Annotated in this window: 16 protein-coding genes; 13 read left to right on the top strand and 3 right to left on the bottom strand. The window is 35.0% G+C overall.

Annotated elements, in window-relative coordinates:
• Window positions 1-167 precede the first annotated feature (167 nt).
• The 13 genes from ACNQGX_RS00560 (at window position 168) to ACNQGX_RS00500 (ending at window position 14,220) form a co-directional block, all read left to right on the top strand.
• A complete protein-coding gene (locus tag ACNQGX_RS00560) occupies window positions 168-1,274 on the top strand; it encodes a carboxylate-amine ligase (RefSeq protein WP_131916638.1) in 1,107 nt (368 codons plus the stop codon).
• A gap of 41 nt (window positions 1,275-1,315) precedes the next feature.
• Window positions 1,316-2,146: a type 1 glutamine amidotransferase gene (locus tag ACNQGX_RS00555; RefSeq protein WP_131916639.1), complete on the top strand. Its 831-nt coding sequence runs from the start codon at window positions 1,316-1,318 to the stop codon at window positions 2,144-2,146.
• A 15-nt stretch (window positions 2,147-2,161) separates the two neighbouring features.
• Window positions 2,162-3,352 carry a hypothetical protein gene (locus ACNQGX_RS00550; protein WP_417973049.1) on the top strand — a complete coding sequence of 397 codons (1,191 nt, stop codon included), beginning with the start codon at window positions 2,162-2,164 and terminating at the stop codon, window positions 3,350-3,352.
• Window positions 3,353-3,874: 522 nt separating this feature from the next.
• Window positions 3,875-4,435, top strand: coding sequence for a gluconate 2-dehydrogenase subunit 3 family protein (locus tag ACNQGX_RS00545; RefSeq protein WP_417973047.1), 561 nt, complete (start codon window positions 3,875-3,877; stop codon window positions 4,433-4,435).
• 54 nt (window positions 4,436-4,489) lie between these two features.
• On the top strand, window positions 4,490-6,193 hold the full coding sequence (locus ACNQGX_RS00540; RefSeq protein WP_417973045.1) for a GMC oxidoreductase: 1,704 nt from the start codon (window positions 4,490-4,492) through the stop codon (window positions 6,191-6,193).
• A gap of 12 nt (window positions 6,194-6,205) precedes the next feature.
• The gene (locus tag ACNQGX_RS00535; protein ID WP_417973043.1) at window positions 6,206-7,360 is read left to right on the top strand and encodes a Gfo/Idh/MocA family protein; all 1,155 of its coding nucleotides are present in this window, start codon (window positions 6,206-6,208) and stop codon (window positions 7,358-7,360) included.
• A 10-nt stretch (window positions 7,361-7,370) separates the two neighbouring features.
• Window positions 7,371-8,423, top strand: a complete 1,053-nt coding sequence (locus ACNQGX_RS00530; RefSeq protein WP_417973041.1) for a sugar phosphate isomerase/epimerase family protein — start codon at window positions 7,371-7,373, stop codon at window positions 8,421-8,423.
• A 12-nt stretch (window positions 8,424-8,435) separates the two neighbouring features.
• Entirely contained in the window at window positions 8,436-8,816 is a 381-nt protein-coding gene (locus tag ACNQGX_RS00525; RefSeq protein ID WP_417973039.1) for a c-type cytochrome, read from the top strand.
• A gap of 102 nt (window positions 8,817-8,918) precedes the next feature.
• A complete protein-coding gene (locus ACNQGX_RS00520; RefSeq protein ID WP_417973037.1) occupies window positions 8,919-10,376 on the top strand; it encodes a Gfo/Idh/MocA family protein in 1,458 nt (485 codons plus the stop codon).
• 24 nt (window positions 10,377-10,400) lie between these two features.
• Window positions 10,401-11,132, top strand: coding sequence for a 3-keto-disaccharide hydrolase (locus ACNQGX_RS00515; RefSeq protein ID WP_417973035.1), 732 nt, complete (start codon window positions 10,401-10,403; stop codon window positions 11,130-11,132).
• Window positions 11,133-11,191: 59 nt separating this feature from the next.
• Window positions 11,192-12,409 (top strand): nucleoside permease, encoded by a 1,218-nt coding sequence (locus ACNQGX_RS00510; protein ID WP_417973033.1) that lies wholly within the window; start codon window positions 11,192-11,194, stop codon window positions 12,407-12,409.
• A 25-nt stretch (window positions 12,410-12,434) separates the two neighbouring features.
• Complete coding sequence (locus ACNQGX_RS00505) at window positions 12,435-13,328, top strand: hydroxypyruvate isomerase family protein (RefSeq protein ID WP_417973031.1); 894 nt, start codon at window positions 12,435-12,437, stop codon at window positions 13,326-13,328.
• A gap of 19 nt (window positions 13,329-13,347) precedes the next feature.
• Window positions 13,348-14,220, top strand: coding sequence for a sugar phosphate isomerase/epimerase family protein (locus tag ACNQGX_RS00500; protein ID WP_417973029.1), 873 nt, complete (start codon window positions 13,348-13,350; stop codon window positions 14,218-14,220).
• Between the two features lie 78 nt (window positions 14,221-14,298).
• Here ACNQGX_RS00500 and ACNQGX_RS00495 read toward each other — a convergent pair whose 3' ends face one another.
• The 3 genes from ACNQGX_RS00495 to ACNQGX_RS00485 all read right to left on the bottom strand — a co-directional run bounded on the left by ACNQGX_RS00495 (window position 14,299) and on the right by ACNQGX_RS00485 (window position 18,831).
• Window positions 14,299-15,954, bottom strand: coding sequence for a M1 family metallopeptidase (locus tag ACNQGX_RS00495; protein WP_417973027.1), 1,656 nt, complete (start codon window positions 15,952-15,954; stop codon window positions 14,299-14,301).
• 225 nt (window positions 15,955-16,179) lie between these two features.
• Window positions 16,180-17,394: an ATP-grasp domain-containing protein gene (locus ACNQGX_RS00490; protein ID WP_417973025.1), complete on the bottom strand. Its 1,215-nt coding sequence runs from the start codon at window positions 17,392-17,394 to the stop codon at window positions 16,180-16,182.
• Between the two features lie 3 nt (window positions 17,395-17,397).
• Window positions 17,398-18,831 carry a leucyl aminopeptidase family protein gene (locus tag ACNQGX_RS00485; RefSeq protein ID WP_417973023.1) on the bottom strand — a complete coding sequence of 478 codons (1,434 nt, stop codon included), beginning with the start codon at window positions 18,829-18,831 and terminating at the stop codon, window positions 17,398-17,400.
• Between the last annotated feature and the right edge of the window lie 39 nt (window positions 18,832-18,870).

Genomic DNA, 18,870 nt, shown 5'->3' with positions numbered 1-18,870 from the left:
GGGGAAGAAAAATGTAATTTTAAATAAAAGTTTTGTTGATTACGAAATGCCCTAGCCCCGATTAAAGTGAAAATCCTTTTTTGTCCTGAACTTTTTCAGGACAAAAAAGATTGCAACGGAAAGCGGGTCCCGATAGCTATCGGGATAGCTCCTAAAAAAATAAATTAATGAAAAAATTACCCGTTTTTACACTCGGTGTAGAAGAAGAATATCAAATTATAGATCCTGAAACAAGAGATTTGCGGTCGCATTTGTCAAAAATTGTGGATGGTGCAAAAATAATTTTAAATGAGCAGGTTAAAGCCGAAATGCACCAATCGGTGGTGGAAGTGGGTACTAATATCTGCAGTAATGTCAATGATGCCAAAAATGAGATTCGATTTTTACGGTCTAAAATTGTTGAATTAGCGGATAAACAAGATCTTATTGTTGGTGGAGCCGGGACGCATCCATTTTCAAAATGGCAGGATCAGCCCATAACTGACGATCCCAGATACCACGATATTGTCAATGAATTGCAGGATGCAGCACGTTCCAATTTGATTTTTGGAATGCATTGTCATGTGGGTATTGAAAACCGTGAAATTGGGTTGCAATTGATGAATCAAGCCACGTATTTCCTGCCTCACATATTTGCACTTTCAACAAATTCCCCTTTTTGGGAAGGCAGAAAAACAGGTTATAAGTCCTTTAGAACTAAAGTTTTTGACAAGTTTCCAAGAACGGGTTTGCCGGAATATTTTGATTCGGTAAGTTCCTATGAGAACTATTTAGATACTTTGGTAAAAACAAATTGTATTGATAATCCTAAGAAAATTTGGTGGGATTTACGCTTGCATCCGTTTTACAATACGATTGAATTCAGGATTTGTGATATGTGTTTAACGGTAGATGAAACCATTTGTATTGTAGCAATTATTCAGGCAATTGTGGCTAAACTTTACAAGCTTAACATGAATAATACGAGTTTTAATATCTATCGATTGGCATTGGTAAAGGAAAATAAATTTCGCGCGGCTCGTTATGGAATTGATAATAATATGATTGATTTTGGATTACAAAAAGAAGTGGAAACCAAAATGCTTATCTTGGAATTGTTAGACTTTGTCGATGATGTTGTTGATGAATTGGGAAGCCGCGAGGATATTAATTATGTTCATGAAATTTTGAAAAACGGAACCGGGGCAGACAAACAACTAACTGTTTTTGAAGAAACAGGGGATCTTTCCAAAGTGGTAGACTTTATAACTGGCGAATTTACCAAGGGATTATAAAATATAAATTAACTTTACGCATTATCTTTTTTTAAATAGTTATGTCGAATAAAATTATAAAAATAGCGCTTTTAGATATGTACAAAGGGGAACCTAATCAAGGGATGCGCTGTATAATTGATGTTGTAAACAGGTTTAGTCCAGTAGTTAGTTTTGAAATATTCGATGTTCGGGTAAAATGTGAATTGCCGGATATCAAAGAGTTTGATATTTACATTTCAACCGGAGGTCCAGGAAATCCATTAATTGGTGATGGAAATTGGGATGTGAAATATTATGCGTTTATAGATTCATTGCATAAATGGAATACTGAAAATGCAATTAAAAAGCATGTGTTGTTCATTTGTCATTCTTTTCAAATGGCTTGCTTGCATTTTGGGTTGGCCACGGTGACCCGAAGGAATGATACTTCTTTTGGTGTAATGACCATTCATAAAACCAAAGAAGGGCTTACGGATCCTTTATTTGAAGGGTTGGCAGATCCTTTTTATGGGATTGATTCCAGAGATTATCAAGTGGTACAGCCTAAGCTTAGTATTTTTTCTAAAAAAGGGGCTAAAATTATTTCGTTAGAAAAAATAAGGGATAATGTACAATACGAGCGTGCAATTATGGCGGTTCGTTTTACCGATTATTTTGTAGGGACACAATTTCACCCGGAAGCCGATCCGGTAAGCTTTATCTCGCATTTGAGAAACAAACAGGCGAAAGAAAAAATCAGGAATATGAAAGGGAAAAGAAAGTTTCGAAACATGCTGGAAGATTTATTGGATGATGATAAAATATACAGAACCAATGAAACTTTGATTCCTAATTTCCTTCGAATAGCGATTAATGACTTAATGAAAACCAAGAGAATGCTTTCTAATTAATACATTTATTTTAAGATGATTTCAAAATATCGGGAGTTATTTAATGCTCAATTTACAGAAAAAAAATATCAGGAATTTAAGGATGATATTGCTTCCGATTTTAATTACATGCCTACTTTTCGATTAGGTGAAACCCCTTTTTTTATTTCAAATGAGTTAAAAGCACAATTGATTGAAGGCTGTAATCAAGTTATAGCTTTTATTCAAAAAGAAGACTTTAAAATACTTACAAATAAATCATTAGAATTAAATCATAAAGTTCCAAATGAGGATGAACACACCACTTTTTTAGCAATTGATTTTGGGATTTGTGAAGAAGACGGAGCTGTTATTCCTAAACTAATTGAAGTACAGGGATTTCCTTCTTTGCATAACTATCAGATTAATTTGTATGAAAAATTCAAGAATCATTATCCTTTTCTTAGCGAGTTAACACCGTTTATCACCAATATTGAACCACAGGAATATTTCGATATTTTGGAAGAAGCGATTTGCAATAAGCATCCGAAAGAAAATGTTATTTTGCTTGAAATAGAACCCGAAAAACAAAACACCAAGATTGATTTTTATTATTGCAGAAGAGATATTGGTCTACCGATAGTTTGCGTTACTGAACTCCTAAAGAAAGACAAACAACTGTTCTATATAAACGAAAAAGGCGATGAAATTCGGGTAAAAAGAATCTATAATCGGGTTATTTTTGATGAATTGGATTTGCGAACCGATTTAAAGTTGAATTTCCATTTTTCAGATGAACTTGATGTAGAATGGGCTGGACATCCCAATTGGTTTTTTCGAATCAGTAAATTTATTTTACCTTTTCTAAAAGGAAAATATTTCATCGAAACTACTTTGTTGAGTGACTTAAAAGAAATCCCTCAGGATTTAGAAAATTATGTTTTAAAACCTCTATTTTCTTTCTCAGGAACAGGCGTTATTTTTCATGTTAAAAAAGAAGATATCGAAGCAGTAGTCGATAAAGAGCTTTATATTCTTCAAAAAAAGATAAACTACATTCCTATTGTACAATCTCCTGATGGGAAAGTAAAAGCCGAAGTGCGTGTGCTTTGTGTTTGGAAAAAAGAGGATGCAGCTCCTACTCTACTGTGCAACTTGGTACGATTGAGTCGTGGTGAAATGATTGGCGTTAAATTCAATAAAGATAAAGATTGGGTTGGCGGAACACTTGGATTATTTGAAAGGTAAATCCTTTTATTAAATCAAGTTTAAAACTTTCTAATGTGTACTTTTTTCAAAATTATTTTTTATTTGATTTCTAATTTAGAGTATAATTATTTAGCTTTTTATTCTATTTTTTTGAACTTTTATCCTATTGTAAACAAACACTACTTATTATTGTTGCAATACCGTATTTAGGTACACTAATTAAAATTCATTTTTAAGTTTAATTTTTGATAATAATGTCATTTTAACGCATTGGAGTACGAGAAAGTGAAAATTGAACACTTTTTTATAGCGTAATACGTGTTAAAAAATAATAAAGTTAGCTATAAAAATATCACTCACCTGAACTGTTATTTTTAAAATTTAAGTTTTTTCTTGTTTTAGCTGATTATGGATAGTGTTTAATGAATTTTTAAAACCTACACTCTTAATAATTTACAAATTATTTAATTCTATAATAATTTAACATTTAAAAAAATAATCTGTCTTTTTTTTATTTATTATTGTAAGGATGTAATTCAAAACTACTAAATATTTTAGCAAATGAATAGAAGAGAAGCACTTAAGAGCGTTGCGTATTTGATGGGAAGCGCAATTTCAGCAACTACGATGGGCGTTTTATTTGAAAATTTTACTTTGCCAGAAAAGGAGAAAAATAAAGTACCTTTTTCGGCTACTGATGAAGAAGTTTTAGCTGAATTTGCCGATATCATTATACCGACAACAGCATCTTCGCCAGGAGCAAAAGCTGCAGGACTTGGTGCTTTTATTCCCATGATAATTAGAGATTGTTATCCGGCAAAAATGCAGCAGATTTTTGCATCCGGAATGAAAGATATGCAAGCAAAATGTTTGAAAGACTTCAATAAAGATTTCATGACTATGACAATGGATGAGCGTCAGAGATTAATGGGAGAATTAAAAGACGAAGCAATTGCTACAGAAAAAGCACCTTCTTTCTTTTTGATTGCCAGAGATTTAACCATTCTTGGATATTTTTCATCAGAAATAGGTTGTACACAAGCTCGTGAATACCTACCCGTTCCCGGTAAATATGATGGAAACGTAGAGTATACCCCAGGTCAAAAAGCTTGGGCAACATAATGGTATTAACCCTTTTGACTTTAAAAATATCTTTAAAATATAAAAATACTACACGTGAATATAAATACCAATTTAAAAGAACAAAATACATATGATGCTATTGTGATAGGATCAGGAATTAGTGGTGGTTGGGCAGCAAAAGAACTTACTGAAAAAGGTTTAAAAGTTTTGATGTTAGAGCGAGGTATGAACATTGAGCATATTAAAGATTATGAATCTGCCATGAAAGCCCCATGGGAATTGGAGCATGCAGGCAAACTTACCGTAGAACAAAAAAGAACACATCCAGTACAAACTCGTGATTATCCATACAATGAAGCTACCGAAAAATGGTGGGTTAATGATTTGGAATGCCCGTATACAGAAGACAAGCGATTTGACTGGTACAGAGGATTTCATGTTGGAGGAAAATCTTTAATGTGGGGTCGTCAAAGTTACCGTTTTAGTGACCATAATTTTGAAGATAATGCTAAAGATGGGTATGGTAATGACTGGCCTATTCGTTATAAAGATCTTACGAAATGGTATGATTATGTAGAGAAATTTGCCGGAATTAGTGGGCAAGTCGAAAACTGGCCACTTTTACCGGATGGGAAATTTTTGCCTCCAATGGATTTAAATTGTGTAGAAAAATCAGTTAAAGAAAGATTAGAAAAACATTACAATAGAACCCGTATCCTTACTATTGGCCGTACGGCAAACTTAACGGTTCCTCATAAAGGTCGTGGTAGCTGTCAATATAGAAATTTATGCAGTCGTGGTTGTCCGTTTGGAGCCTATTTCAGCACGCAATCTTCTACATTACCTGCTGCTATGGCGACTAATAGATTAACGGTAAGACCCTACTCTATTGTGAATCATATCATTTATGACAAGGACACAAAAAAGGCAAAAGGGGTAATGGTAATTGATGCAGAAACCAATGAAACTATGGAGTTTTATGCTAAAATTGTTTTTGTAAATGGCTCCACTTTAGGATCAACTTTCATCTTATTGAATTCAACTTCTGAAGCGCATCCGGAAGGAATGGGTAACGCTAGTGGGCAATTGGGACATAATTTGATGGACCATCATTTCCGTTGTGGTGCTGAAGGAACTGCTGAAGGTTTTGAGGATAAATATACATACGGAAGAAGAGCCAATGGTATTTATATTCCAAGATACCAAAATGTAGGTAATGATAAACGAGATTATTTAAGAGGTTTTGGCTACCAAGGAGGTGCCAGTAGAGGATTATGGCATAAAGAAGTTGCCGAATTGGCTTTTGGTGGTGATTTCAAAGATACGATGTCACTTCCAGCAAATTCCTGGAGTATGGGATTGGGTGGCTTTGGAGAAATGTTGCCTTATTATGAAAATAAGGTTTATATCGACCATACCAAAAAAGATAAATGGGGACAACCCGTTTTGGCCATTGATTGCGAATATAAGGAGAATGAAGCCAAAATGCGAGAAGACATGATGAATGATGCCGCCGAAATGCTCGAAGCATCTGGAATCAAAAATGTAAAAACGTATGATAACGATTGTTATCCTGGCATGGCTATTCACGAAATGGGAACAGCCAGAATGGGTAACGACCCTAAAACTTCTGTTTTAAACAAATGGAATCAAATGCATGAAGTCAATAATGTATTTGTTACTGACGGTTCCTGTATGCCTTCGATTGCCTGCCAAAATCCATCATTGACATTTATGGCATTAACAGCACGTGCCTGTGATTATGCTGTCAAAGAATTGAAAAAAGGCAATATTTAGCACCAGAAAAGCATGAGAAAATTAAAAATGGGTATGGTTGGCGGTGGGCAGCATGCTTTTATCGGAGCGATTCATCGTATTGCAGCCAACATAGACGGATTAATTGAATTGCATTGTGGGGCTTTTAGTTCCAACCCAGAAACATCAAAAGAATCAGGAAAAGAGCTGTTTCTGCCGGAATCAAAATGTTACGGCTCTTATCAAGAAATGTTTGTAACCGAAAGTGGTCTTCCAAAAGAGCAACGGATGGATTTTGTAACCATTGTTACTCCTAATTTTGCTCATTTTGCTCCGGCAATGATGGCTTTAGAGTATGGTTTTCATGTTGTTATAGACAAACCGATGACGCTAAGTCTTGGTGAAGCCAAACAATTGCAACAAAAAGTGAAAGAAACCGGACTTATTTTGTGTCTTACACATACCTATTCCGGTTATCCAATGGTAAAACAAGCCCGAAAAATGGTGACTGACAACCAGTTTGGGAAAATTAGAAAAGTAATGGTAGAATACCCGCAAGGCTGGTTGAGTACCTTGACCGAAAGCGAGGGAAATAAACAAGCGCTTTGGCGTACCGACCCTTCAAAAAGTGGTATTAGCGGATGCATGGGAGATATTGGAACCCACGCAGCACAACTGGCAGAATACATCTCAGGATTGAAAATTTCTAAGTTGTGTGCAGACATCAATATTGTTGTTGAAGGAAGAAATCTGGATGATGACGGTAATGTATTACTCAAATTTGATAATGGTGCCAATGGAATTTTGGTGGCTTCACAAATTGCTTCCGGAGAAGAGAACAGCTTGAAAATTAAAATTTACGGCGAAAAAGGAGGTTTAGAATGGCATCAGATGAAACCCAATACCTTATTGGTAAAATGGCCGGATGCCCCAGCACAAATTTACCGTGCAGGCAATGGATATTTATCGAATATCGCCACATTTAATTCCCGTACACCTAGCGGTCACCCGGAAGGTTATCTGGAGGCTTTCGCTAATTTATACAAGAATTTTGCTTTGACATTACTATCAAAATCAGAAGGAAAAGAACCAACCGAGGAAATGCTTGATTTTCCAAATGCTGATGATGGAGTTCGGGGAATGGCTTTCATAGAGAATGTAATAGCTTCGGGGAAATCAGATCAAAAATGGTTTGATTTTAATATTTAAAAAAGAATAAATGACAACAATACAAGGTCCTGCGGTATTTTTAGCTCAATTTATTAGTGATGAAGCTCCTTTTAATTCCTTAGATGGAATTTGTAAATGGGCCGCTGATTTGGGATTTAAAGGTATTCAAATGCCAACATTAGATACTCGATTCATTGATTTACAAAAAGCAGCAGAAAGTAAAACGTATGCAGATGAATTAAAAGGTACAATTGCTTCTTACGGATTAGAAATCACAGAATTATCAACACATTTACAAGGTCAGTTGGTTGCGGTTCATCCTGCTTATGACGATTTTTTTGATGCCTTCGCTCCGGTAAACGTACATGGTAATTCTAAAGCAAGACAGGAATGGGCGGTACAACAGTTGAAATATGCAGCAAAAGCATCCCATAATTTAGGTTTAAATGCACATGCTACCTTTAGCGGTTCTTTACTTTGGCAATATTTTCATCCTTGGCCTCAAAGACCACCAGGTTTAGTTGAAGATGGTTTTGCTGAATTGGCTAAACGCTGGTTGCCTATCTTAAATGAATTTGATCAAAATGGGGTCGATCTGTGTTATGAAATTCATCCCGGCGAGGATTTATTTGATGGGGAAACTTATGAAATGTTCTTGAAAGCGGTGAACAATCATTCCAGAGCTTGTATTTTATATGATCCGTCACATTTTGTTTTGCAACAGTTGGATTATATACAATACATCGATTTTTATCATGAACGGATAAAAGCTTTTCACGTAAAAGATGCCGAGTTTAACCCCACAGGAAAACAAGGAACTTTTGGAGGATACCAAAGTTGGATAAACCGTGCGGGGCGTTATCGTTCTCCTGGAGATGGTCAAATTGATTTTAAAACTATTTTCAGCAAATTAGCACAATATGATTTCAAAGGTTGGGCCGTGATGGAATGGGAATGTTGTCTTAAAAATCAAGAAGATGGAGCACGAGAAGGGGCTGAATTTATAAAAAATCATATTATAAAAGTTACTGACAAAGCATTTGATGATTTTGCAGCTGTCGAAACTAATCAGGCTTTTAATAGAAAAAACTTAGGATTATAAAACTTAAATACAATGAAAATGAAATTAAAATATTTGCTTTTTTGGGCAGCATTAATTAGCTTAACCTCATTTACCAATGATACTTTAGATGCAAAATATAGCAAACCTACTAAAAAAACAAACGCCATTTTTCAAACATCAGATGGTGAAAAATTAATTGCTAAATCAGATTGTATTGGATGTCATAAATTAGATAAAAAACTTATAGGTCCCTCCTATTTAGATATTGCAAAAAAGTATCCTGTCAATGAGAAAAACGTTAGTTATTTATCTGGTAAAATAATTAAAGGAGGTTCTGGAGTTTGGGGAACAATCCCTATGGCAGCACATGGATCTCTAAAAAAAGAAGAAGCAAAATCAATGGCAAAATATATTTTGTCCATAAAAAAATAATATAAAAAAAATGTCTGTTTTTTCTGTTTCACTATAGAACATTTCAGAGCACCCCATTTGTTGATCTAATTTATTACTATTAACTAACCGTATTAAAAATAAATGAAACAAAAAGAAGAAGAAAATAAAATCACAAATAACCGTCGTGATTTTATAAAAACGACTGCTATTGCAGCTGCTGCCTTTATGATTGTTCCCCGTCATGTTTTAGGAAGAGGATTTGTTGCCCCTAGTGATCGTTTATCAATTGCCGGTATTGGTGTTGGTGGAAAAGGAAAGTCAGATATTGCTATGTTTGCCAGCAGTGGAAAAGCTGACATTTCATTTTTATGTGATGTAGATACCAGAAGAGCCGCTGGAAGTGTAAATGCATTTCCTAAAGCTAAATTTTACAAGGATTGGCGTGAAATGTTAGACAAAGAACATAAAAACTTCGATGCTGTTTCAGTGTCTACTCCGGATCATAATCATGCGATTCAAGCTCTCGCAGCCATGCAATTAGGGAAACATGTGTATGTTCAAAAACCAATGGCACATGACATTTACGAAGCTCGTATTTTGACTCAAGCAGCCAAGAAATACAAAGTGGTCACCCAAATGGGGAATCAAGGTGCCTCAAATGATGGTACCCGAATCATGAAAGAATGGTATGAAGCCGGTTTAATTGGTGATGTACACACTATTCATGCCTGGACAGACCGTCCGGTATGGCCACAAGGTATTCCTTGGTCAACTAATATAGCTGAAATTCCTATGGAATTAGATTGGGATTTATGGTTGGGTACAGCTCCAAAAAAAGAATACGTAAATAAATTAGTACCATTCAACTGGCGCGGATGGTGGGATTACGGAACTGGTGCCTTGGGTGATATGGGCTGTCATTTGCTTGAAGCTCCTTTTAGTGTATTAAACTTAAAATATGCAAAAGATGTTCAATGTAGTGTTGGTTCAGTTTATGTAGATGAATTCAAAAGAGGGTATTTCCCAGAAAGTTGCCCCCCTTCAAGCCATGTAACATTAACTTTTCCAAAAACAGAAAAAACAAATGGTGACGTAAAAGTACACTGGATGGATGGAGGAATTCAACCTGAAAGACCTGCTGAATTAGGTTCAAATGAAATTTTTGGAGACGGCGGAAATGGAACATTATTCACTGGTACGAAAGGGAAAATGATGTGTGATACCTATGGTTTGAATCCTCGTTTGCTTCCTCTTAGCAAAAATGAAAACCTTAAAATAGCTCAAAAATATGCCAGAGTAAAAGATGGTTCGAATGGACATTACAAGCAATGGGTTGAAGCGGCAATTGCAGGTTACGGAAAGAATGAGCTGAGTTCTCCATTTGAAATTGCAGGTCCTTTAACGGAAGCTTTATTAATGGCTAATTTAGCTATCAGAGGATATGATGTGATGAGAGAAGAGCTTGGAGAAGAAGTCTATCCGGGACGTTCTGCAAAATTATTGTGGGATAATGACAACATGAAAATCACCAATTTTGATGAAGTGAACCAATTTGTAAAACGAGACTACCGCCAAGGCTGGAAAGCGTTGACGTTATAAATTCAAAAACTAAAAACACTAAAAATGATTAAAAATATTTGTACTTCATTACTTCTAATGATACTGATTCAAACAGCAAATGCACAAACATTACCAAAAGGATTTAAATCAATATTTGATGGACAAACCACAGCCGGATGGCATTCTTATGGAAAAAAGACTGCCGGTTCAGCTTGGAAAGTAGCAGATGGTGTTTTGCATTTTGACCCAACCGCTGCAAAAGATGGTCAAGGCGGTGATTTAGTAACTGATGTAGAATACGCTAATTTTCATTTAAAACTAGAATGGAAAGTGGCAGCAAATGCAAACAGCGGTATTATTTTCTATGTAAACGAGGATGTAACAAAATTCAAAAATACGTATGAAACGGGTTTAGAGATGCAAGTATTGGACAATGACGGTCACCCTGACGGAAAAATTGAAAAACACCGAGCAGGTAATTTGTATGATTTGATCAAAAGTTCTTCAGAGCCTGTAAAACCAGTTGGAGAATGGAATTCTGTTGATTTAGTATGTAAGTATGGAAAACTGACCATGTTACTTAATGGAGTAAAAGTTGTTGAAACGACGCTTTGGGATGCCAATTTTAAAACTCTAGTTGCTGGAAGTAAATTTGCTACTTGGCCGGGTTTTGCTGCATTCAAAAAAGGTAAAATCGCATTGCAAGACCACGGAGATAATGTGTGGTTCAGAAACATTATGATTAAAGAATGGAATTCAATGGAAATAACTACTGGATGCGAAAACGGTATGTAGTATCTAATAGTAGCCACCAAAAAAAATAATTTTCAACCAATCTTTTAATCAATAATTAAATGAATACTATTGTCAGAATTAAACTATCGGCCATGATGTTTTTCAATTTCTTCGTTTGGGGAATTTGGTTTGTAACTATGGGAACCTATTTAACCAAGGGAGGCATAATGGCTTCCGGTACACAAACAGGTTTAGCATACGGTACACAATGTTTAGGAGCAATAATAGCCCCTTTTATTGTAGGTATGATTGCCGATAAATTTTTCGCCGCTCAAAAGATTTTAGGTGTTCTGCATCTTGTGGGAGCCATTATTTTATACCTGATTTCTACCCAAACCGATTTTGATTCGTTTTATTCATTGCTATTAGTTTACATGATTCTTTTCATGCCAACTTTGGCTTTAGTCAATTCAATTTCCTTAAATCAGATGACTAATGCAGAAAAAGAATTTGCAAGTATTAGAGTTTGGGGAACTATAGGTTGGATTGCTGCGGGTTTAATAATTGGCTGGATGGCTTGGGAATCTTCGCCAGAAAGCTTGAATATTACCTTTTTGATTTCTGCTATAGTTTCTGCCGGATTTGGAGTATATTGCTTCTTTTTACCAAACACACCACCGCCAAAAGCAGGAAAAAAAGTAAGTTTTTCAGAAACAATTGGTCTGGATGCACTCAAAGTTTTGGCAGACAAAAACTATCTGATTTTCTTTATTGCATCGATATTAATCTGTATTCCATTAGCATTTTATTATGGACAGGCGAATCAATTTTTGAATGAAGTTGGTATGCAAAGCGCTGCTGCAAAAATGACTATAGGACAAATGTCTGAAACTTTATTTTTGTTCTTAATGCCGCTGTTCTTTTTGAGATTTGGAATAAAACAAATGCTTTTGATAGGAATGCTTGCTTGGGTTTTACGCTATTTATTGTTTGCTTATGGCGATGCCGAAAGTAATATTTGGATGTTATATGTTGCCATTGCTTTACACGGTATTTGTTATGACTTTTTCTTCGTAACAGGTCAAATTTACACAGACCAAAAAGCAGGTAAGGAATCACGTTCCTCTGCACAAGGTCTAATTACATTAGCGACTTATGGTGTTGGAATGTATATTGGTTTTTATGTTGCCGGATTAATTGTCGATCAAAATTCAATGGAAGCCGGTATGCACAATTGGAATAAAATTTGGATTTTTCCATGTTTGTTTGCAATAGGAATTTCGTTACTGTTTTTTGTATTTTTTAAAGAGAAACATAAAATAAAGATCGAAGAATAAATTCGAGTAATTTAAATAGAAACAAATGAGCGCTAATTTGAATAGAAGATCAGCAATAAAAGGATTACTTGCGACAACAGCAGCTTTTGGAATTCCTTCTGGATTTTCTGCTTTGGCTATGCAAAAAAATGAATCAGAAACACAATTAGGTATGTTGAAAGGAAATATAAACCATTCCGTTTCCCGCTGGTGTTTTAGTGACATCGATTTAGACACGTTATGCGTCGAATCAAAAAAAATGGGGATTACCGGGATTGATTTAGTTGGACCAAAAGATTGGCCAACTCTAAAAAAATATGATTTGGTTTCCACAATGTGTAATGGTGCCGAAATTAATTTAGTTGATGGTTTTAATGACATTAAATTTCATGAAACACTCCTAAAAAATTACACTGAAATGATTCCGCTTGTCGCAAAAGCGGGTTATAAAAATCTAATTTGCTTTAGCGGAAGCCGAAGAGGCAAAACGGATGAAGAAGGTTGGAATAATTGTGTTATTGGTTTACAAAAACTAATTCCTTTGGCCGAAAAGCACAATATAATCCTTGTCATGGAATTGCTGAACAGTAAAATTGACCACAAAGATTATCAATGCAACAGAACCTCATGGGGAGTGGAATTAGCGAAACGATTAAATTCTGAAAATTTCAAGTTGCTTTATGATATTTACCACATGCAAATTGATGAAGGTGATGTGATTAGAAGCATAAGAGATAACCATCAATATATTGCACATTACCATACTGCAGGCGTTCCGGGACGAAATGAAATTGACGGAACTCAGGAACTAAATTATGCTGCAATCATGAAAGCGATTGCGAAAACTGGTTTTAAGGGATTTGTAGGGCAAGAATTTATTCCTAAAAATCCGGATAAACTAGCTTCATTGAAACAGGCTATCGCAATTTGTGATATTTAACGAATCTAAAAAATAACTCATGATAAAAAGAAGAGAATTTTTAATTAATGCCGGTTTAGCATTAGGTGCATTAGCCATTGCGCCTACATTTGCTTTTGGCACCAAAAAACGAAATATTGGATTACAGCTTTATTCTTTGAGAGAATCATTACCAAAAGATGTGAAAGGCGTTTTGGAGCAAGTAGCAAAAGCCGGTTTTAAAGAGGTGGAGACTTATGGTTTTTCTGCAAAGGATGGTTTTTTTGGTACATCTGCAAAAGACTTTAAAGCAATTTTATCCGATAATGGATTAAAAGCAACCAGCGGCCATTATGATTTTAGTTCTTTCATAGATAAGAATAATTCCGACTTTTTAAAGGCTTCAATTGAAACCGCGAATATCCTTGGAAGCGAATATCTAACAATTCCTTGGTTATCAGAGTCCGTGAGAACTAATGCTGATGGTTACAAGAAAACGGCTTTAAAGATAAATGAAGCCGCAATACTTTGTAAAGATGCAGGTTTAAAATTAGCCTACCACAATCATGACTTTGAATTTAAGACTTTTGGAAATACAACGGGCTATGAAATTCTGTTGAATGAAACTGATAAAAAATTAGTCGATTTTGAATTGGATTTGTATTGGGCGGTTCGTTCCGGAAATAATCCGTTAAAATTATTTAAAGAAAATCCAGGACGTTTTACAATGTGGCATGTAAAAGACATGGATAAAACGGATCCAAAATTAAATACAGAAATTGGGAAAGGTACGATTGATTTTAAAGCCATTTTTGCTGAAGCGAAACTTTCAGGAATGAAACACTTCTTTGTGGAACATGAAACTAATTATTATCCAAATCCAATAGAATCTGTAAAAACAAGTTGTGCTTATGTAGAAAAGCATTTGTTGTAAACCATACTTTCTTTAACTAAAAAAGATGCATTCTAATTATTAGAAATGCATCTTTTTTAGTTGAATCTATCCCTTATTTTACTCCGTTATATTAAATCCTGCAACATAAAAATTGGTATCTATTTCCAGTTTTGAATTTTCAGTAATCGTTGGAAGACTCTTCCATTCCGTTTCGGGTTTCAGCAATTCTTCTTTTCCATTTAGAGATACTTTCACTGGCATATTGAATCCAGAAACACAATTTGTCCAACGATAACCCACTTGATTATCCTTGAAAAAATATTCTAATGTTGGAATTCGAGTATCTCTTAAATATTGATTAAAAACAGTTGATAAATCGATTCCAACTTGCTGACTTAAATAATCTTCAATTTGTTTAGTCGTTACCGTTTGGTGATAAAAAGTACTGTTCAAACCTCTTAATATTCCTCTCCATTTTTCATCATCATTTACAATTTGGCGTAAAGTATGCAACATGTTCCCTCCTTTTGGATACATATCTCCAGAACCTTCGTTGTTTACACCGTAGTTCCCTATAATTGGTTTGTCATTGTTTATTCCTTTTCTTGTCCCTCTCACATATTCAAATCCGGCATCTTTTCCATAGTAATATTCTACAAAAAGACTTTCAGAATAGTTCGTGAAACTTTCGTGAATCCACATATCAGCAATATCTTTATACGTGATATTATTGGCAAACCACTCATGTCCCGATTCGTGAATAATAATAAAATCAAACTTTAAACCCCAACCTGTTCCGCTTAAATCCCTACCGCGATACCCATTTTGGTACCCATTACCATACGTCACACTGCTTTGATGTTCCATTCCTAAATACGGAGCTTCGATTAACTTGTAACTGTCTTCATAAAATGGATACGGTCCAAACCAATGTTCAAAAGCTTTCAGCATCCTTGGAACATCTTGAAATTGTTTTTTGGCTTTCGCCAAATTGTCTCTCAAAACATAATAGCTGCAATCTAAATCGCCTTTTTCGCCTTTGTATTTTTCTGAAAAGGAAGCATAATCACCGATATTGATATTTACACCATAATTATTGATAGGATTTGATACATACCAATTATAGGTTTTGGTTCCGTCTTTTAATTGTTTTACACTTTGCAAACGGCCATTGGATACATTCGTCAAATTTTTCGGAACATTTACGCTAATCAACATAGTATCCACTTCGTCATACATATGATCTTTGTTTGGCCACCAAACACTGGCACCCAATCCTTGACAGGAAGAAGCAATAAAATGATTGCCATTACTGTCTTTTTTCCAAGTAATTCCACCATCCCAAGGTGGATTTATTGCAACTTTTGGTTTTCCTCCATAAAATACGGTAAGTTCTTTTATTGCACCTTTTGTTTGAGGAGCAATTAATTCAATAAAGAAAGCATTTCCTTCTCTTCTGTATTTTAAAGCTACCCCATCCTGAATGACTTTATAAATGTCCATTGGATTTTGCAAGTCAATTTGCATAGTATTGTGTTCTTCCAATACTTTATATCGAATGGCGTTAGAACCTGTAATTGTGCTGTCTGCAGGATTTACTTTAATATCAAGATGATAGTATTTTGCATCCCACCAAGCTCTTTCTTTAGTGATGCTACCTCGCAAAGTATCTTGTCTGGTAAATATTTGCTCCGGTTTTCCTAGTAAACCTTGTGCATTTATACCATTAAAAAATAGAAATGTGATAAAAATAATACTAAACTGTTTTTTCATAATAATCATTTGGAACAAAAATAAACTTTATAATCCTATAAATATAGGACTCTAAAAAATTATTTTTCAGTATATACCTGAACATATTCTTGAATAAATTTATTTTCTTTTCCCCGAATCCAAACTGAGGAATGATTGTTATCCATTGTATTTATTTATTAAACTTTAAATAAAAAGCGACTATCTCTATTGAAATAGTCGCTTTTTTACTTTATGCATTAAAAATTAATGCAGGTTGGTTACCTTATTTTGTTGTACTACAGCAGTAAAATCATTGGCTAAGCGATTCCCATAATCTTCTAATAGTTCTAAAACTCGTTCCTGACTATCTGATTTTACAATAAGTCCTGCATGATGTTCTAACGGAACTCTGAAACAAACTTCCGGATCTGAAAACGAAGATAAATTAGGATGCTGGAATTTTGATAAGGTCAAAACAATTCCGGCATATCCTTTTTTTACTTTTGGTAAAATGTATTTTGTTCCTTTTACCAATGCGTCTTCAATAGCCGCCCATTCCTTCCATAAATTTATATTGGAAGCCTCGGCAACCATTTCAGCCAAATGCGCTCCTCCTACTCTTGAAGAAGTCTCCAGAAAATAGATTTGACCATCTTCATTGCTTTTTATGAATTCAGTATGTGCAGCACCATGTTTTAATCCAAAGCTTTTCAATACTTCTTCATTTAACTTTTTCATCGCTTTATCATCTTCTGAATTGTATTTAATAATAGCCGAACGAAAAACGCCTCCACCTTGTAAAATTTCCATCGGTGTAGCTAAATATTTTGAAGTTAAACTAAAGATTACTTTGCTATCCGAAATCAAACTATCACAATGATACACATCGCCAGGTTTGAATTGTTCTAATAAATATTTGAATCTGTTATTCCCCATTTCATTGATATGAATCCACAAACTCTCTTTGTCAAATATTTTTATAATTCCTGCAGCCGAAGCTTCTGATCGTGGTTTCAAAACCCATGGAGCTTGAATAGTATCTGCAAAAGTATTAATATCATGATCATTAAATAATGAACAAAAAGCCGGAATAGGAATTCCACAACTTTTGGCTCTCATGCGCATCGCCAGTTTATCTCTAAAATAACGTCCTGTAGTTTGTCCCATCCCGTCAATACGGAGATTTTCCCTGAGATACGTAGCTTTTTCTACATCATAATCATCCAAAGCAACAATGGCATCCACTTTGGTTGACTTCATAAAATTACCCACACCTAACAACAGATGTTCTAAATTCCAATCGACATCTTGACCTTCCATATAAAAAATCTCATCAATATGTTGATGCGGCCATGGTTTGTCTCTCAGTTTTTCGCTCGTCACTAAATAGACTTTGTTGCCTAACTTTTTTAAATTAATTAAAAAATCGGCACCCTTGAAATAATTTGAAATACAAAGGAAGGTTTTAGAGTTTTCCATAGGTTATAAATTTTCAATGAATTTAGTTAATAAATGAACTCCATATCCTGTTGCGTGCTTACTTTTAGCAAACTCATCATCGCCAAATGCTACACCTGCAACGTCAAGATGCGCCCAAGCTTTGTGTTCTTGGGTGAAATATTCTAAAAATTTAGCGGCGCTTATTGCTCCGGCAACTGGTTTTCCGCTATAATTTTTCACATCGGCAATATCGCTTTCGATATCTGATTTATAAACATCCCAAAGCGGCAAAGGCCACAAACGCTCTCCAATTGCATCTCCGTTATCTTGTAGTTTCTTAGCCATTTCTGCATTATTGGTAAACAAAGCACCACATTCATACCCAAAAGTACCAACGCTGCTTCCGGTAAGTGTGGCGATATCTACAATATATTCTGGTTTGAAATTTTTAATCAAATACGATAATCCATCCGCTAAAATGAGTCTTCCTTCAGCATCTGTATCAATAATTTCTATCGAATGTCCGCTGTAACTGTGAATCACATCACTGGGTAAAAACGATTTGGCATCAACGGAATTTTCGGCACAAGGAACAATTGCAGTTACTTTAACGGGTAATTGTAAATCAGCAATGAGTTGCATTGCACCAAGAACGGCTCCAGCTCCCGCCATATCACATTTCATATGAAGCATTCCGGCTGTTTTTATATCTAATCCACCGGTATCAAAGGTGATTCCTTTCCCTACCAATCCAACATGTTTTATGTGTTTCACTTCGGCTGCAGGAGTGTAATTCATAATAATAAATTGTGGTTCATTTTCACTTCCCTTTCCAACTGCCAAAAAAGCACCAAGTCCCACTATTTTTGAAGCATCATGACCTAAAACTTCTACATCAAAACCATATTTTTCACCCGTTTCTTTAGCCCAATTTGCTAGATATTTTGGATTAACAGTATTTGGAGGCAAATCAACTAAATTATGGATTGCCAGTTGCGCTTTGGCAATTTTAATTCCTTTTTTGGCTGTAGCCAAATGATCTTTTTCAGAAAGCAAATTCAATGTGAAATCAGGATCCAAAAACGGATGAACGCTTTTCTCCGATTTAAAATGACCTAAATCATACGTTCCTAAAAGCAGTCCCGAAATCATCGCTTCCACCTGATCCTGAGTAAACTGTTCCGGTATAACTAAAGCTACATTCAAACTGAAATCTTCTTTTTGTTTCGATGAAATACGGCGAAAAATAGTTTTCAATGATTTATAATCCGTCTCTTTTCCCAAGCCAATAAAAACATACGTATTGTTGTTTTTTTCGGCTAAATAATGAGTGTCTTTTTTTCCGAAAAAAACTTTTGATGTTACTTCTAGTCCATTATAAGTTATAGGAACAATACTTTTTGAATACGTTTCAAAAACCGGAATCAAAATTGTTCCTGAAAAATCAGTTACGTTCTGTAATGTATTTGTTTTCATTTGTTCTTTTCTTTTTCCCTTATTAATTGCATACACTAT

It is taken from the genome of Flavobacterium glycogeni (assembly GCF_048286775.1).
GTDB lineage: Bacteria > Bacteroidota > Bacteroidia > Flavobacteriales > Flavobacteriaceae > Flavobacterium.
This window is presented reverse-complemented; position numbering and strand designations above follow the sequence as displayed.

Bases quoted from the DNA above. Each gene is read 5' to 3' on its own strand.
- ACNQGX_RS00505 (WP_417973031.1), top strand. From the start codon at position 12,435: ATGAGCGCTAATTTGAATAGAAGATCAGCAATAAAAGGATTACTTGCG.
- ACNQGX_RS00515 (WP_417973035.1), top strand. From the start codon at position 10,401: ATGATTAAAAATATTTGTACTTCATTACTTCTAATGATACTGATTCAA.
- ACNQGX_RS00530 (WP_417973041.1), top strand. From the start codon at position 7,371: ATGACAACAATACAAGGTCCTGCGGTATTTTTAGCTCAATTTATTAGT.
- ACNQGX_RS00490 (WP_417973025.1), bottom strand. From the start codon at position 17,394: ATGGAAAACTCTAAAACCTTCCTTTGTATTTCAAATTATTTCAAGGGT.
- ACNQGX_RS00555 (WP_131916639.1), top strand. From the start codon at position 1,316: ATGTCGAATAAAATTATAAAAATAGCGCTTTTAGATATGTACAAAGGG.
- ACNQGX_RS00560 (WP_131916638.1), top strand. From the start codon at position 168: ATGAAAAAATTACCCGTTTTTACACTCGGTGTAGAAGAAGAATATCAA.
- ACNQGX_RS00535 (WP_417973043.1), top strand. From the start codon at position 6,206: ATGAGAAAATTAAAAATGGGTATGGTTGGCGGTGGGCAGCATGCTTTT.
- ACNQGX_RS00550 (WP_417973049.1), top strand. From the start codon at position 2,162: ATGATTTCAAAATATCGGGAGTTATTTAATGCTCAATTTACAGAAAAA.
- ACNQGX_RS00495 (WP_417973027.1), bottom strand. From the start codon at position 15,954: ATGAAAAAACAGTTTAGTATTATTTTTATCACATTTCTATTTTTTAAT.
- ACNQGX_RS00520 (WP_417973037.1), top strand. From the start codon at position 8,919: ATGAAACAAAAAGAAGAAGAAAATAAAATCACAAATAACCGTCGTGAT.
- ACNQGX_RS00485 (WP_417973023.1), bottom strand. From the start codon at position 18,831: ATGAAAACAAATACATTACAGAACGTAACTGATTTTTCAGGAACAATT.
- ACNQGX_RS00510 (WP_417973033.1), top strand. From the start codon at position 11,192: ATGAATACTATTGTCAGAATTAAACTATCGGCCATGATGTTTTTCAAT.
- ACNQGX_RS00545 (WP_417973047.1), top strand. From the start codon at position 3,875: ATGAATAGAAGAGAAGCACTTAAGAGCGTTGCGTATTTGATGGGAAGC.
- ACNQGX_RS00500 (WP_417973029.1), top strand. From the start codon at position 13,348: ATGATAAAAAGAAGAGAATTTTTAATTAATGCCGGTTTAGCATTAGGT.
- ACNQGX_RS00525 (WP_417973039.1), top strand. From the start codon at position 8,436: ATGAAAATGAAATTAAAATATTTGCTTTTTTGGGCAGCATTAATTAGC.